Annotated in this window: 14 protein-coding genes and 3 pseudogenes; 14 read left to right on the forward strand and 3 right to left on the reverse strand. The window is 70.8% G+C overall.

What is annotated here, in order from left to right:
• Nucleotides 1-151 precede the first annotated feature (151 nt).
• Nucleotides 152-412: pseudogene (locus tag ACGFN2_RS19395) on the forward strand (IS5/IS1182 family transposase); the annotation flags it as partial.
• Nucleotides 413-548: 136 nt separating this feature from the next.
• Nucleotides 549-671: pseudogene (locus tag ACGFN2_RS19400) on the forward strand (IS481 family transposase); the annotation flags it as partial.
• A 222-nt stretch (nt 672-893) separates the two neighbouring features.
• Here the strand turns inward: ACGFN2_RS19400 and ACGFN2_RS19405 are convergent.
• A complete protein-coding gene (locus ACGFN2_RS19405) occupies nt 894-1,937 on the reverse strand; it encodes a LacI family DNA-binding transcriptional regulator (RefSeq protein WP_393361964.1) in 1,044 nt (347 codons plus the stop codon).
• 33 nt (nt 1,938-1,970) lie between these two features.
• Here ACGFN2_RS19405 and ACGFN2_RS19410 point away from each other — a divergent pair.
• The 4 genes and pseudogenes from ACGFN2_RS19410 to add form a co-directional block, all read left to right on the forward strand.
• Nucleotides 1,971-2,225: pseudogene (locus ACGFN2_RS19410) on the forward strand (PfkB family carbohydrate kinase); the annotation flags it as partial.
• Entirely contained in the window at nt 2,164-2,553 is a 390-nt protein-coding gene (locus tag ACGFN2_RS19415; protein WP_393362037.1) for a PfkB family carbohydrate kinase, read from the forward strand. The pseudogene ACGFN2_RS19410 and the gene ACGFN2_RS19415, both read left to right, overlap by 62 nt.
• Nucleotides 2,528-3,514: a nucleoside hydrolase gene (locus ACGFN2_RS19420; protein ID WP_362614957.1), complete on the forward strand. Its 987-nt coding sequence runs from the start codon at nt 2,528-2,530 to the stop codon at nt 3,512-3,514. The genes ACGFN2_RS19415 and ACGFN2_RS19420 overlap by 26 nt, the downstream gene beginning before the upstream one ends.
• A gap of 14 nt (nt 3,515-3,528) precedes the next feature.
• Nucleotides 3,529-4,491 carry an adenosine deaminase gene (gene add / locus ACGFN2_RS19425; protein ID WP_393361967.1) on the forward strand — a complete coding sequence of 321 codons (963 nt, stop codon included), beginning with the start codon at nt 3,529-3,531 and terminating at the stop codon, nt 4,489-4,491.
• Nucleotides 4,492-4,628: 137 nt separating this feature from the next.
• On the opposite strand, the gene ACGFN2_RS19430 is transcribed toward add, so the two are convergent.
• Complete coding sequence (locus ACGFN2_RS19430; protein ID WP_362614952.1) at nt 4,629-5,279, reverse strand: TetR/AcrR family transcriptional regulator; 651 nt, start codon at nt 5,277-5,279, stop codon at nt 4,629-4,631.
• 170 nt (nt 5,280-5,449) lie between these two features.
• Between ACGFN2_RS19430 and ACGFN2_RS19435 the strand changes: the two genes are divergently transcribed.
• From ACGFN2_RS19435 to ACGFN2_RS19445, 3 genes are all read left to right on the forward strand, one after another.
• Nucleotides 5,450-6,568: a serine hydrolase domain-containing protein gene (locus ACGFN2_RS19435; RefSeq protein ID WP_393361970.1), complete on the forward strand. Its 1,119-nt coding sequence runs from the start codon at nt 5,450-5,452 to the stop codon at nt 6,566-6,568.
• Nucleotides 6,478-6,843 (forward strand): alpha/beta hydrolase fold domain-containing protein, encoded by a 366-nt coding sequence (locus ACGFN2_RS19440; RefSeq protein WP_393361973.1) that lies wholly within the window; start codon nt 6,478-6,480, stop codon nt 6,841-6,843. The genes ACGFN2_RS19435 and ACGFN2_RS19440 overlap by 91 nt, the downstream gene beginning before the upstream one ends.
• 113 nt (nt 6,844-6,956) lie before the next feature.
• A complete protein-coding gene (locus ACGFN2_RS19445; RefSeq protein WP_362614735.1) occupies nt 6,957-7,268 on the forward strand; it encodes a cupin domain-containing protein in 312 nt (103 codons plus the stop codon).
• Nucleotides 7,269-7,492: 224 nt separating this feature from the next.
• Here ACGFN2_RS19445 and ACGFN2_RS19450 read toward each other — a convergent pair whose 3' ends face one another.
• On the reverse strand, nt 7,493-7,735 hold the full coding sequence (locus ACGFN2_RS19450; RefSeq protein WP_393361976.1) for a hypothetical protein: 243 nt from the start codon (nt 7,733-7,735) through the stop codon (nt 7,493-7,495).
• 378 nt (nt 7,736-8,113) lie between these two features.
• On the opposite strand from ACGFN2_RS19450, the gene ACGFN2_RS19455 reads away from it, so the two are divergent.
• From ACGFN2_RS19455 to ACGFN2_RS19475, 5 genes are all read left to right on the forward strand, one after another.
• Nucleotides 8,114-8,521 (forward strand): lipocalin-like domain-containing protein, encoded by a 408-nt coding sequence (locus ACGFN2_RS19455; protein ID WP_393361979.1) that lies wholly within the window; start codon nt 8,114-8,116, stop codon nt 8,519-8,521.
• Between the two features lie 128 nt (nt 8,522-8,649).
• Nucleotides 8,650-9,522, forward strand: a complete 873-nt coding sequence (locus tag ACGFN2_RS19460) for a fumarylacetoacetate hydrolase family protein (RefSeq protein ID WP_393361982.1) — start codon at nt 8,650-8,652, stop codon at nt 9,520-9,522.
• A gap of 38 nt (nt 9,523-9,560) precedes the next feature.
• A complete protein-coding gene (locus ACGFN2_RS19465; RefSeq protein ID WP_393361985.1) occupies nt 9,561-10,481 on the forward strand; it encodes a VOC family protein in 921 nt (306 codons plus the stop codon).
• 24 nt (nt 10,482-10,505) lie between these two features.
• Nucleotides 10,506-12,212, forward strand: coding sequence for a bifunctional 3-(3-hydroxy-phenyl)propionate/3-hydroxycinnamic acid hydroxylase (locus ACGFN2_RS19470; protein ID WP_393361988.1), 1,707 nt, complete (start codon nt 10,506-10,508; stop codon nt 12,210-12,212).
• Nucleotides 12,213-12,352: 140 nt separating this feature from the next.
• Nucleotides 12,353-13,639 (forward strand): PucR family transcriptional regulator, encoded by a 1,287-nt coding sequence (locus tag ACGFN2_RS19475; RefSeq protein WP_393361991.1) that lies wholly within the window; start codon nt 12,353-12,355, stop codon nt 13,637-13,639.
• Nucleotides 13,640-13,662 lie beyond the last annotated feature (23 nt).

Genomic DNA, 13,662 nt, shown 5'->3' on the forward strand with positions numbered 1-13,662 from the left:
GGGCCCCCCCCCCCCCCCCCGGGGGGGGGGCGGGGCGCCCCCCCCCCCCCCGCCGCTCGTGACCGGCACACATAGAGGAGCGCTGTGGAACACCGGCTCATCCGTCAGGTCGAGGAAGCCCTGGGGTGGAGCGGCCCCGAGCCCTCCCTGCCGTCAGTACCTCCGGTGCCGGGGCATCCGTCACACCATTCCGGAGAAGACTGACAGTCAGGCCGCCCGCCTGCGCAAGGGTTCCCGCGGCGGACGGCCACCCGGCTTCAACGAAGAGCGCTACAAGAAGCGCAACACCGTCGAACGGGCCATCAACCGGCTCAAGAACGCCAGAGCGGTCGCCACCCGCTACGACAAGCGCGGCTACGTCTACCTCGGTACAGCAACCGCCGCATCCCTCATCATCTGGCTACGAGCATGATCGCCCGGACAAGCCCTAGTTGGGTTGTCCCGGCACGTTGGTGACAGGTGACACGCCCTGGTTGGTGCTTGAACGAGGTGAGGGCCTTCTGGCTCGGTGGGGATTGCGACATCTACGCCGAGTGCAGGAGGCCCTCGTGATCCACCGTAACGCCCCGCTGACGCCGACCGGCAGGCTGCGTCTGGCCCGGTGCGTCGTCGACGACGGCTGGCCCTTGCGCCGGGCCGCGGAACGGTTCCAGGTCAGCCACACCAGCGCCGCCCCCTCGGACGCCCCGACTCCTTCGCCGAACGGGCCTCCCGCTGCGCAGGTCCGCGCCGCCCTGGCCCGCAGCACACCGCGTCCGGTCTCGCCGCCAGTGCCCCGGCCTGGCTCTGCGTCCAGCTCAGCTTCGATGGGCACTCTTCCCACCGAGTCGGTGGCACCGGGTGAGGTCCCGTCGTCGCGGTGAATGCCGGTTTCGCGCACCGGAGTTCACTGGCTAGGTAGAGGGCTGGGCTGCCTTCGACGGGAGAGCCTGCCGCCGCCACTCTGCGGGTGTGCAGCCGCAGCTGTGGCGCAGGACGAGGGAGGCGCGTGCCGGGGGCTGGGGGGAAGTGGCGTCGAGGAGGAGGTCGACGGCCTGCTGGGCCATGGTCTGCAAGGGTTGTTCGGTGACGGTGAGGGAGGGCGCGGTGTAGGCGCTGTCGGGGACGCCGTCGAGACTGATGACGGCCAGCCGGTCGGGTACGGGCAGCGCGCCGGCTCGGGCCCCGGCAAGGACTCCGATGGCCTGTTCGTCGGTGGCGGTGATCAGCGCGGGGGGCATGGCGCCGTCGCCGATCAGGCGCTGGGTCAGGGCGGCGGCTGCGGCCCGGGCGTAATCGCAGCGGAGCAGGCGGGACTCGGTGCCGGCGAGGGCCGTTTCCCAGATGGCGCGGCGTCGTCCGACGGGGCCGGCGTCGTGCGGGCCGGCGAGGAAGGCGATCCGGGTGTGCCCGTGGCTGCGCAGATGAGTGACGGCCTGCCGGACGGCGGCTTCGTTGTCGGCGGTCACAGCCGGGACCTGTCCCTCCTCGGGCTGGTTGTGCACGTATACGGCAGGGACGCTGACCCGCTTGGCCTGTGTGACGATGTCGGCGCCACCATCAGCGGAGACGATGATGAGACCGTCGACCTGGGCTGCGAGGAACCGGTCGGCGAGGTGCTTCTGCCGATCGGGCGAGTAGCCGGCGTTGCCGATCAGGGTGAGCTTTCCGTGCTGGTCCAGCGTCTGCTCGATGTGCCGGGCCAGCGCGCCGAAGTAGGGGTTGGAAGCGTCGGCCAGGATCAGGCCGACCACGCCGGTGGTGCGGGAACGCAGGGCTCGGGCGATGCGGTTGGGCCGGTAGTCCAGCTCTGCCGCGGCGGCCAGGACCCGCTCGCGGGTTTCTGGCGCGACCGGCCGGGGTCCGTTGTTCATCACATAGCTGACCACCGCTGTCGAGGTCCCGGCCGCGCGGGCCACGTCCGTCAGCGTCGGTGCCTTGCCTGCTCGTTTCGTCATAGCCCTTGTATCGTCCCATCTAAACGATTAGACATGAAGCGTGAATGGATTACCTCCAGGCCGCGTGGTGGCCGTCGGCTCGGTGAACATCGACCGGATCGATCCTGCGCTATCCCGTCCTTCCCTCCCCCGGCGAGGACAGCGCTGGTGACCTCCCGTATGGAGGGTTTCGGTGGGAAGGGCGCCAATCAGGCCGTGGTTGCCGCCGCCATGGGTGCCGTCACGCATGTGGCGATGGTCGGCGGCGACGCCAACGGACTCAGGACGCTCGCCAACCTGCGCAGTGCCTCGGTCGGCACAACGCAGCCCCGGCCGGGACGCTGCCTGCCTGGCCGGACTTGCCCCTGCGGCGACAGTCATCGACACCACCAGCGCCGGGGACGTCTTCTGCGGCGCGCTCGCCGCCGAACTCACCCACGGCCGCCCCCTTGCCCGGGCGGCAACCAACGTCCGCGGTCGCCTTCGCCGTCACCACACTAGGCGCCCGAGGAGGCCCGCCCCGCCCGCGTGGCCTCGCCCGTATGCGGGCCCGCCGACCAGGCACGGACCCGCACCCCATCCCGCACCACTCGTACGAAAGGAGCACGGCAATGCCTGCCCTTCCTCTGGTTGTTGACACGGACACCGGATCTGACGACGCGGTAGCGCTTCTGCTCGCCGCCGCGAGCGGACTGGGCGACATCAGGGCGGTGACCACGGTGGCGGGCAACGTGCCCGTGGAGACCGGCACCCGCAACGCGCTGATCTCCCTTGAGACCGCGGGCCGCACCGACATTCCCGTCCACCCCGGCTGCGCCCGGCCGATGATGCGGACCCTTTCCAGCGCCCAGCACGTGCACGGCGAGGACGGCATGGGCGACATCGGCCTGCCCGGCCCGAACGGCGTCTGCGAGAGCACCCACGCGGTCGAGGCCCTGCTGTCCTACCCCCGCGAACACCCGGGAGAGCTGACGCTGGTCACGCTGGCCCCGCTCACCAACGTCGCCGCGGCGCTGTTGCGTGACCCCGAGTTGCTCACCCGCTACCGGCACGTGTACTGCATGGCCGGCGCGGCCGACCTGCACGGCAACATCTCGCCCACTGCCGAGTTCAACGTCTGGGCCGACCCCGAGGCCGCCCGGATCGTCACGCAGGCCGCCACACCTGAGAAGGTCACGTGGATCGGCTGGGATGTCTCCCGCAAGGACGCCGTCATGACCGAAGCCGACCAGCGGCGCCTGGAACAGCTCGGCACCCCGATGGCGACGTTCGCGCACCGCATCAACCGCACCGTGGCCGACTGGGCCCGCGACGTCACCGGACTGGCCGGCTACGACCTGCCCGACCCCGTCGCCATGTCCGTGGCGCTCAAGCCCGGCCTGATCACCGAGCAGGAGCAGGCCCACGTCGAGATCTCTGTCACCGACGACACCCGCGGCCAGATGATCATCGACCGGCGCGTTTCCGCTCCCGCCGCCAACATCACCCTGGTCCGCCGGGTCAACGAAGCCGGTTTCAAGGAGTTCCTCTTCGACACCGTCGCCAGGCCCGTTCCGGCCTGCTCGCCGCACACTGGCGCAGCCACTTCCGCCCTGTGACCTGGACCGACTTCATGAGCACCCCCACCGCACGAACCCCGCGCTACGAACTGCACTGCCACCTCGACGGCTCCGTCCGCCCGGGCACCGTCGCCGACCTCGCCCGCGAACAGGGCATCGCCCTCGACCGGCCGGTGGAAGACCTGGTCGTGGCCCCGGCCCACTGCGGCAGCCTGACCACCTTCCTGACCTACATCGACCTCCCCCTGCAGGTCCTGCAGACTCCCGACGCCCTCACCCGGGCCGCCCGGGAACTGGTCGAGGACTGGAAAGCCGACGGCGTCGTCTACGGCGAAGCACGCTTCGCCCCGCAACTGCACGGCTGCCACGGCATGACCCCCGACGAAGCTGTCCGGGCGGTGACCGAAGGGCTCGCGCAGGGCCGTGCTGCCACCGGCGTGGGCACCGGGCTGCTGCTCTGCTGCCTGCGCCACCAAACGCCGGACGAAAGCCTCGCGGTCGCCGAGACCGCCCTGCGGCATCGGGACGTCGTCGCCGGCCTCGACCTCGCCGGCGACGAGGCCCTGTACACCGCCCAGCCCCACCGTGCCGCCTTCGACCTCGCCCGCAGCGCCGGCCTTCCCTGCACGGTCCACGCCGGAGAGGCCGCCGGCCCCGAAAGCATGTGGGAAGCGATTGACGTCCTCGGCGCCCGGCGCATCGGCCACGGCGTCCGCTGTACCTCCGACCCCGCACTCCTCAACCGGCTGCGCACCGACAAGATCACCCTGGAGATGTGCCCCACCAGCAACGTGCAGACCGGTGCCGTCCCGGGCCTCACCAACCATCCGGCCACCCCGCTCCTGGCCGACGGGGTACCGGTCACCATCAGCACCGACACCCGCACAACCTCCGCCACCACCCTGAACACGGAGTTCGCCTTGCTCCGGCAGGTCACCGCCTGGACCAGCCGACACGAGGCCCTCGCACAGGAACACGCGGCCCGGGCATCCTTCAACACCCAGAACAAGCAGTAGGGCAGTCGTCAATCAGCATCGGATCTGACGTGATTCGAGCCGCCACGGCCCCGGATCACACGGTTTCATTGGGCACGCTGCCGCCCTGCCTTCAAAGGATCGTTTGCCGACGCTCACGAGCCGATCGGCTAGCTCGGTCAGATTGCGGCCTCGATGTGGGCGAGGTAGGCGGCGAGGATCTCTTCGAACGCGGCGCCGCGATCCACCCCCAGGGGGCGGACCTCGCGGGCGAAGGAGGCCAGGGCAGGGAATCGTTCTGGGTCGGCGCCGAGCACCGTGACGCGGAAGAGTTCCATGCCCTGTTCGTACTCTTCCGAAGTGATGGTGCTGACTCCCGCCTCGGAGGCGATCAGCGCGGCGATAAGGACCGCGAGCCGGTGGTAACGCGCCGGGATCTCCTCGTCGGGCAGTCCCGACGCGCGCAGGGCCTGCAGTACCTCTTCCACGACCAGCCGGGAACCGGCGCCCCCCGACGCGTACCGTCCCCAGACCGCGGCGAGCTGGGGCTGCCGGCCGAACGCCTCCCTCACGCGCAGGGCCAGGGCGGTGATGCGCTGCTTCCAGTCACCCTCGGGACGGTAGCCGTCCATGGAAGCCAGGAGGATTCGGTCGGCGACCGCACGCAGCAGTTCTGTCTTGCTGCGGAAGTGCCGGTAGAGGCTGGAGGAGTCAGTCCCAAGGGTCGCGGCGAGCTTACGCACACTGAACGACTCCGTGTCGCCTGCGCGCAGCAACTCCACTGCTACATCCAGGATTTCCTCGGTCGACCAACGCTTTCGACCTGTCATTTCGCCCCTCTCGTCGGACTCAGCCTAACCTATGCACTTGGCATTGCACGCACCGCGTGCATAATGAGGACATGAGCATGCTGGGCGGGCCGGCGTGCCACTCGTGCCCTGTTGTCCGGGTCAGCGACCGATGCGGAGCTCACCCCGGGGAACACGAAAGGACGCATGACGTGAAGAGACCACTGGATTCCGCGGCGCTGAACGCAGCCATCGAAGATGTCCACCGCGCGGGGCTACCGGGCCTGTTCGCCGAGGTGCGAGACGGTGACCAGGCCTGGCGCGGCGCTGCCGGCGTCGCCGATGTCGCCACCGGCCGTCCCGTCACCGCCGACATGCGGCACCGGGTCGGCAGCATCACCAAGACCTTCACCGCCGCAGCGGTCCTGCAACAGGTCGAGAGCGGTCAGATCGGTCTCGACACACCGATCGGCCGGTACCTTCCGAAGCTGGTTCCCGGAGAACGCGGTGACGCGATCACGGTCCGGATGCTGATCAACCACACCAGCGGCCTCGCCGAGTACCTCCCGTACGCCTACCCCTCCCTCAAGGCATTCCCCGTCGCCGCGGACACCAGGCCGCAGAGCCTGGACGACCACCGGCACACGCGGTTCGACCCCGCCGAACTGATCGAGATGGGGGTCACCGCACCTGCCGTCGGCACCCCAGGCGGCATTCCGGGCGTGTACTCCAACACCAACTACCTGCTCCTCGCCCAGCTCCTGGAAGAGGTGAGCGGCACCACGGCCGAGTTATGCATCACCCGGAACGTCATCGACCGCGCCGGGCTCCGGGACACCGGATTCCCCGCCGGCCCGTACGTCGAAGGCCCGCACTCGCAGCTCTACGAGGCATGGTTCGGCATGATCGACCCGCCGCGCGACTACAGCGTCTTCGACATGTCATACGCGGGCCCTTCTGCCTCGCTAATATCGACCGTCACCGACCTCAATCGCTTCTTCGGCATGCTGCTGGCCGGGGAGATCGTCAGTCCGTCGTCGCTGGCACAGATGCAACGCACTGTCCCGGTCGTCTCCCAGGAGGGAAAGACGATCGACTACGGCCTCGGCCTGTACCCGATGGAGGGTCCCGGGCAGGGCGTCTTCTGGGGCCATGGCGGCACGGTCTGGGGTGGTGGAACGCTGGCCATGACCCGCGCCGACGGCAAGCGGCAGATGGCGGTCGCGGTGAACCTGCAGAGGTGGAACCGGTTCGACTCCTCCGGCAAGCCGCAGCCCCATCCCATCGACGACGCGCTTACGGCTCTGTACCGCGTGGCGATGTACGGCTGACCGGGCCGCCGAGGCCGCGGCCCGGCCGCGGCCTGTACGGCCTGCAACCGGCCTACATCGCTACCGCGGAATTTGACCCGCTGCGCGACGAAGGCATCGACTACGCACTGCGTCTGCTGCAGGCAGGCGTCCCGGTCAGGCTGCACCAATGGCCCGGTACGTTCCACGGCTCGCCGGCGGTCCTGTCCGCTGAGGTATCGCAGCGGACAAGCTCGCCGAGCCCTGGCCCCGTAGGCGGCCGGGCCAACCAGGCAGGCCCCAAGCCCTACACCTGACCAGATGAACGAAGACCGCAGAATGGATGTGTCGGCACGACCGTTGCCCCGATCGATCTCTTCGCCTCCTTCATCCGCCTTGGCCAAGCGGCCAGGTACGCGTCACACAACCCGTGTTCGACCCCGGGCGGGACGGCTGGCAGTTGATGACCTTCCATGTGGAGACCGACGCCGACGTCCACGCCGACCACTGGGAAGTCCACTCCGCCGCGGACGAAATCGTGTGCTGCCTCAGCGGCGGGATACGTCTATGCCTCCGCCCGCAGCAGCCGGGCGAGAAGGAAGAGGAGATCAAGCTGGCGGCGGGAACGGCGGTCATCGTCCCGCGCGGGCGATGGCACCGTATCGCACGGGACGCCCCCAGCGACATCATGTCCGTCACCCTTCCACGCGGCAGCCGCCTGGAGAAGCGGAGCGAAGCCTAGCCGGGCCCTCACATCCGGCCTTCGTCCACAGAGACGCTCGGCACAGGCCGCCGCTCACGTCCGCGCCTACCCGTGGCTCGTCCGTGGCGCCGGGTGCGAGCGCGACCAGCCATCGCATAGCCCAACACACGGTGACCGGAAGCATTCGGGCCCCGGGGCTCGCCCCAGGCCGAAGAACAGGCCGGTCCGGCCGGAGGCACAGGAGGTACCTCCGGCCGGACCGCCTACGACTGAATGGACCTGCACCTACCCGCCTCGCCCTCCTCGCACAGTCCGACCGCCACCAGGTAGTTGGCCGGCTTCTCCTGGACGTCCTCCCGTGCGAGCGTCTGCTCGGACCAGTCGGCGTACACCTCTGAGCCGACCACCGCGACGTCCCCGGTGCGTAGCTCCTCGGCGAGGTGGGTGAAGACCATCGCCTCGAAGTGCTCGCGGACGAACCGGCCCGCGCGTGTCTCGACGAGCACCTCCCCTCAGACGGCGAAGCGACGTCCGCGTGCCCTTGGTGCGTCGCTGGATCGGCTCCGGAGGTGGGGCACATCTGGCGTCGGCTGACGGGACCGGAACGACTCGCCGACCACTCGAATCCGCACTGAGCCGGCTGTGCGCCGCGGAGTCGACATCCACCGCCCGTCGGCGCCGTGAGGGAGCCACTGGGCGCAAACGCGGGCCGGTTCTTTGGGCTCGCAGACCGAGGAGAGCGGGTGCGCGCCGGGGTTGGCTAGGGACGTGGGCGGCTTCGGTCACCCACGATCCGGCCGGGCCGGGCGCTGCTTTGTGGTGCCCCTGTGCGCTCGGTCACGGCCGGACCTGTCCGGAACGGAACCTGTGAGGCGTGTGTGGACGTGGACGAGATCATCGGTGGCTGGAGTCTGGTGCACTGCTCGGTCGAGCGAGCCGGGAAGGAGACCAGGCCGCTGGGCGACCGGCCCGGCGGGATGCTGCTGTACACCCGTGACGGCTGGATGAGCGCCCTCCTGACGAGCGATCCGGCCATCTCCGGTGGGGCCACGGCGCGGACCGAAGTCGCTGATGAGGCGGGGGTGTCCGGCGGGACCGCGGCGTACGCGGGGCGCTGGGAGCGGATGCCGGACGGTTCGGTGCGGCATCACGTCATCGCGAGCCATTACGGGCCGTGGGTGGGAACCACCCTGGAGCGGGCCGTCCACAGCGAGCCGGACGAACTGGTGCTGACGGCCACCACGGATGACGGAGCACGTCAGCGCCTGCGGTGGCGCAGGGCGCGGAGCTGAGCCCGCGCGACCGCCGGAGCCGATCTCCCGTGCCGGCGCCGGGTCCCGCGGCGTCAGGCTTCCCGTTTCTTCCCCCTTCCCCCTCCCCCCTTCCCCCTTCCCTTCTTCCTCCCTGGAGGTGGTGCGCCATGCGCACAGCAAATCTCGGCAACCGTCTGGTCCTCGTTCACGACGACGGGGTGGTCGACGTGGAGAAGGCCAGTGACGGCCGCTTCCCGTCCGACCCGCAGGCCGTCTTCGAGCACTGGGCGGAGTTCACCGCCTGGGCACGGACCCCAGCCGCGCAGGAGGCCGAGCGGATGCCACTGGAGGAGCGCCGGCTCGGCGCCCCTGTGCCCCGCCCGCGTCAGGTGTTCGCCGTCGCGCTGAACTACGCCGACCACATCGAGGAGTCCGCCCTCGACATCCCCGACCGCCCGGCCGTCTTCACCAAGTACCCGACGTCGCTGGCCGGTCCGTACGAAACGGTCGAGCTGCCCAGCGCCACGGTGGACTGGGAGGTCGAACTGGTCGCGGTCATCGGCAGCCGTACCCACCGGGTGCGCGCGGAGCACGCCTGGCAGCACATCGCCGGTCTCACCCTGGGCCAGGACCTCTCGGAACGCCGTATTCAACTCCACGGACCGGCACCGCAGTTCTCGCTCGGCAAGTCGTTCCCCGGGTTCAGTCCGACCGGTCCGGTCATGGTCACACCCGACGAGTTCGCCGACCCCGACGACCTGTCCCTGGGCTGCGCTGTCGACGGCGAGACGATGCAGGAGTCGCGCACCGGCCGGATGGTCTTCCCGGTCGCGGAGCAGATCGCGTGGCTCTCCGCCGTCTGCCCGTTGCTGCCCGGCGACCTGGTCTTCACCGGCACCCCGGCCGGTGTCGGCGGCGCCCGCACCCCGCGCCGCTTCCTGGCTCCCGGCGAGGAACTGCACAGCTGGATCGAGGGCATCGGCGCACTCCGCAACCGGCTGGTCGCAGGCCCCGGTTACCCCGACGGCCCCGGCGCCTGACCTCCGGCCTCCCCGTCCCCTGCTTTCAAGGAGCCATCATGCCCTTGCACCGTCTCGCCCGGATCACGATGGGTGTGCCCGACGTCGATGCCACCCACGACTACTACGCCGACTTCGGGCTCACCGCGCTCGGCTGCGGGCGCTTCGCCTCGGCCGACGGCGGCGAGCAGCTGAAGATCGTGCACGCCGACCGCCGCCGGCTGGACGAGCTGGTCGTCGCCGTCGACGACGCCGACGACCTCGGTCGTATCGGCGCCGCCCTGGACCGCCTGGAGGTGCCCCACGTCCGCGACGGGCACTGTCTGCGCGCGGTGGACCCGGGGACCGAGGTGACTGTCACCGTCGAGATCCAACCCCGCCTCGTACAGCCTGCCGCCGAGCCGACGGCGTACAACGGGCCCGGCCGTACCGAGCGGCCCGACGGCCGGGCACCGGCGGTCCTGCGCGAGGGCGCCGTCCGGCCGCGCCGCCTGGGACACGTGGTACTCGGGTCGACCGACCAGCCCACTTCGCAGCGGTTCTTCACGGAGGGCCTAAAATTCAAGGTCAGCGACTTGGTCCCGGGCGCCGCCTTCCTGCGGTGTTCCACCGACCACCACAACGTCCTGGTGCAGCAGGCCCCGATCCCCTTCCTCCACCACTCCTCCTGGCAGGTCGACGACGTCGACGAGGTCGGGCGCGGTGCGACGCGCATGCTGGCGGGCCACCCCGAACGCCATGTCTGGGGCCTGGGCCGCCACCACGTCGGCTCGAATTTCTTCTGGTACCTCAAGGACCCGGCGGGCAACTTCTCCGAGTACTTCGCCGACATGGACTGCATCGTCGACGACCAGCTGTGGACGCCCAGGGTGTGGGAGGACGCCCGTTCGCTCTACAACTGGGGCCCGCCGGTCCCGCCCTCCTTCCTTGAGCCCGAGGACCTCGCCGCGCTGATGACCGGCGCCCATGACGCGAACTGACGACCCGTACGGCAGGAGGACACCATGAACGAGAACCACACGGACACCGGAGCGGGCGGCGCGACGGTGACGGCACCGGAATGCGTCCATGCCGCAGCCGACGACATCGGCGAGGGCACGTACGACGTGCTGGTCATCGGCGCCGGGCCGGTCGGGCTCACCACCGCGATACAGCTCGGGGCGCGGGGACGGCGAGTGGGCCTCGTCGATCGCTGGCCACATCCCTATCCGCTGCCGCGGGCGGTGGTCTTCGACCACGAGATCGCCCGCATCCTGGCCTCACTGGGCCTGGCGGACGCGCTGCCCGCGTTCAGCGAGCCGGCCGCGGACTACGAATGGCGCAACGGTGACGGCGAGACCCTGCTGCGGCTGGCGTTCGAGGACACCGGACACTCTGGCTGGCCGGCGATGAACATCTTCACCCAGCCGCAGTTGGAGGGTGCTCTGGAGGCGCAGGCCCGTCGCACCCCGGGGGTCGAGGTGCTGCGCGGCTGGGAGGCCACAGACCTCGCCGAGGACGCGTCCGGGGTCGCGCTGACCGTCGCCGAGAGCGCCGGGGACGAACCGGTGCTCCGCAGCGGCGTGCGCACACACCGCACGCTTCGCGCGCGCTACGTCGTCGGCTGCGACGGCGCCAACAGCTTCGTCCGCTCCCGGATGACGACAACGATGACCGACCGCGGCTTCCAGCACGACTGGCTCGTCCTGGACGTCCTCCCGCACGAGGCGGACCGCGTTTTCACCCCGCGCAACCTCCAGGTCTGCGACCCGCTGCGGCCCACCACGGCGGTCTCCGGCGGGCCGGGCCGGCGCCGCTGGGAGTTCATGCTGTTGCCCGGCGAGTCATCCACCGAGTTCGGCAGCGCGGAGAACGCCTGGCGGCTGCTGGCCGCCTGGGACCTGCACCCGGGCAACGCCACCCTGGAGCGGCACACCGTCTACACCTTCCGCGCCCGCTGGGCCGAGAACTGGCGCGAAGGCCGCCTGTTCCTGGCCGGTGACGCCGCCCACCAGATGCCGCCGTTCGCCGGCCAGGGCATGTGCTCGGGCATCCGCGACGCCGCCAACCTCACCTGGAAACTGGACCTCGTGCTCCGCAGCGAGGCCGGCGAGACCCTGCTGGACACCTACACCACGGAACGCTCCCAGCACCTGCGGCACGCCATCGAACTCTCCGTCTTCCTGGGCGGCATCATCTGCGAACCCGACCGCACCGCCGCCGCACTGCGCGACGCACGGATGCTCGCCGACCGGAAGGCCGGCCGCGACCCGCTGGCGGACATGCCCCCGCAGATCCTCACCACAGGGCTGCTCCAGCAGGGCACGGACGGCACACCGCAGGCCCCGGCCGGACAGCTCGGCGGCCAGGGCCGGGTGCGCTTCCGCGGCCGCACCGGGCTCTTCGATCAATCCGTCGGCACCGGTTTCGCCCTGCTCGGCGCCGAGGACCCGCGCGCTGTGCTCGACGACGAGACCCTCGGCTGGTGCGAGCGGCTCGGCATCCGTCTCCTGCGGGTCACCAGCGACCCCGCGGCGAACGGGCCGGCCGATGTCGTCGACCTCGACGGCACCTACCGCTCCCACCTGGAACGATGTGGTCAGGGGGCCCTGCTGCTGCGTCCGGATCACTACATTTTCGGTGGTGCGCCTCGAACGGAGCAGGTGCCTGGCTTGGTGGCAGCGCTGCGGCAGGAGTTGGCCGCGTCCGCCGCCGTGTCGCCCGCCGGGTGAGAAAACCCCCTCCCTCCCGTGCGCACCGGGAGGGAGGGCCGGTCCCGGCGGATGGCACGGACCGGTGATAGGGGTGGGTGGGAGAGTCGGCAGCGGTGCGGTCAACGGCCCCGGCACCAAGGCCCCGAAGAGAGGCGCTCATGACACGGCAGTGGCTCAGACAGCTCAAGCCGGACCAGGACCGTCCGCACCACGAGCCGGTGCTGGCCCCGGCCGCCGTGACCGCCATGACCGCCGTCCTCGGGCCCGACCCCGTGCGGTGGGCCGTGCAGACCGCCGACACCATGGCCGCGGAAGTCCTGGAACAGGTTCCCGAACATGGCGGCGGCCCGGCGTCTCTGGCCACCCTGCGACGCTCCACCGAGTCGACAGTCCTGGCCGCCCTGCGGCTACTGCTCACCGAGACCACCTGCGCGGATGCCGCGATGCCCGACGAAGCCCTGGAGGGCTGCCGCGAGTTCGCACGCCGGGGCGTCGCACTCGACCGGGTCCTGCGCGGGGTGCGGCTCGGCCACGCCAGGCTCACCCAGGAACTCACCTCGGCCGTCGAGCAGTACGTCCCGGTCGACGAACGCCTCACAGAGCTGCGCCGGATCACCGACGAACTCTTCGCCCACGCCGACACCCACGCCAGCCTGATCGCTGAGTCCTACATCGCCGAACGCGACCGCTGGCGCGGCAGCGACGAAGCCGCCCGCCGCAAGACCATCGACGACCTGCTGGCCGCCCGCCCGGTGGCACCGGAAGCCGCCACCCGGCGGCTGCGCTACGACGTCGCCCGAACGCACCTGGCCGCCGTGCTGTGGTGCGACAACGCCGAGGACCCACTGCCCGCAGCGGAGCGGCTCCAGCACACGGCGGCCGCGCTGGCCCGCACGGTCGGCACCGGCCACCCACTCTTGATCCCTGCCACCGGGACCAGCGCCTGGCTGTGGCTGCACGCCCCCGACAACCTCGCCGGCCTCCCCGACCGCGTACGCGCCGGAGTCGACCGCGCTCCCGGAGTGCGCCTCGCCCTCGGCCCGCCCGCGCACGGCTCGGCAGGGATGCGCCGCAGTCATTACGGCGCACGCGAGGCGGAACGCATCGCCCGGCTCGCCCCCGGCGACTGGCTGACCGACTACCACGAGGTACGCCTGGTCGCACTGGCCACCGCCGACCCCGAGCACGCCCGCTGGTTCGTGCACGACGTCCTCGGCCCCCTGGCCTCCGACGGCACCCGGGTACAAGAGCTGCGCGAGACCCTGCGGGTCTACCTGGCAGAGGAACGCAGCCTGCGGGCCGCGGCCGGCACCCTGCACGTGGCCCGCAACACCGTCACCTACCGGGTCAAACGCGCCGAGGAACTGCTGCCTGCAGCCACCACCGCAGGCAGCACACTGGAGCTGCGCCTGGCCCTGGAGACCGCCCGCACCCTGCTCGGCTGACGACACCACCGGCTCGGGGCGCC

This window comes from Streptomyces sp. NPDC048612 (assembly GCF_043199295.1).
Lineage (GTDB): Bacteria > Actinomycetota > Actinomycetes > Streptomycetales > Streptomycetaceae > Streptomyces.

What these genes read in the sequence shown, in the direction of transcription:
- ACGFN2_RS19405 (WP_393361964.1), bottom strand. Translation starts at nt 1,937, where the DNA reads ATGACGAAACGAGCAGGCAAGGCACCGACGCTGACGGACGTGGCCCGC.
- ACGFN2_RS19415 (WP_393362037.1), top strand. Translation starts at nt 2,164, where the DNA reads ATGTGGCGATGGTCGGCGGCGACGCCAACGGACTCAGGACGCTCGCCA.
- ACGFN2_RS19420 (WP_362614957.1), top strand. Translation starts at nt 2,528, where the DNA reads ATGCCTGCCCTTCCTCTGGTTGTTGACACGGACACCGGATCTGACGAC.
- add (WP_393361967.1), top strand. Translation starts at nt 3,529, where the DNA reads ATGAGCACCCCCACCGCACGAACCCCGCGCTACGAACTGCACTGCCAC.
- ACGFN2_RS19430 (WP_362614952.1), bottom strand. Translation starts at nt 5,279, where the DNA reads ATGACAGGTCGAAAGCGTTGGTCGACCGAGGAAATCCTGGATGTAGCA.
- ACGFN2_RS19460 (WP_393361982.1), top strand. Translation starts at nt 8,650, where the DNA reads ATGCGCACAGCAAATCTCGGCAACCGTCTGGTCCTCGTTCACGACGAC.
- ACGFN2_RS19465 (WP_393361985.1), top strand. Translation starts at nt 9,561, where the DNA reads ATGCCCTTGCACCGTCTCGCCCGGATCACGATGGGTGTGCCCGACGTC.
- ACGFN2_RS19470 (WP_393361988.1), top strand. Translation starts at nt 10,506, where the DNA reads ATGAACGAGAACCACACGGACACCGGAGCGGGCGGCGCGACGGTGACG.
- ACGFN2_RS19475 (WP_393361991.1), top strand. Translation starts at nt 12,353, where the DNA reads ATGACACGGCAGTGGCTCAGACAGCTCAAGCCGGACCAGGACCGTCCG.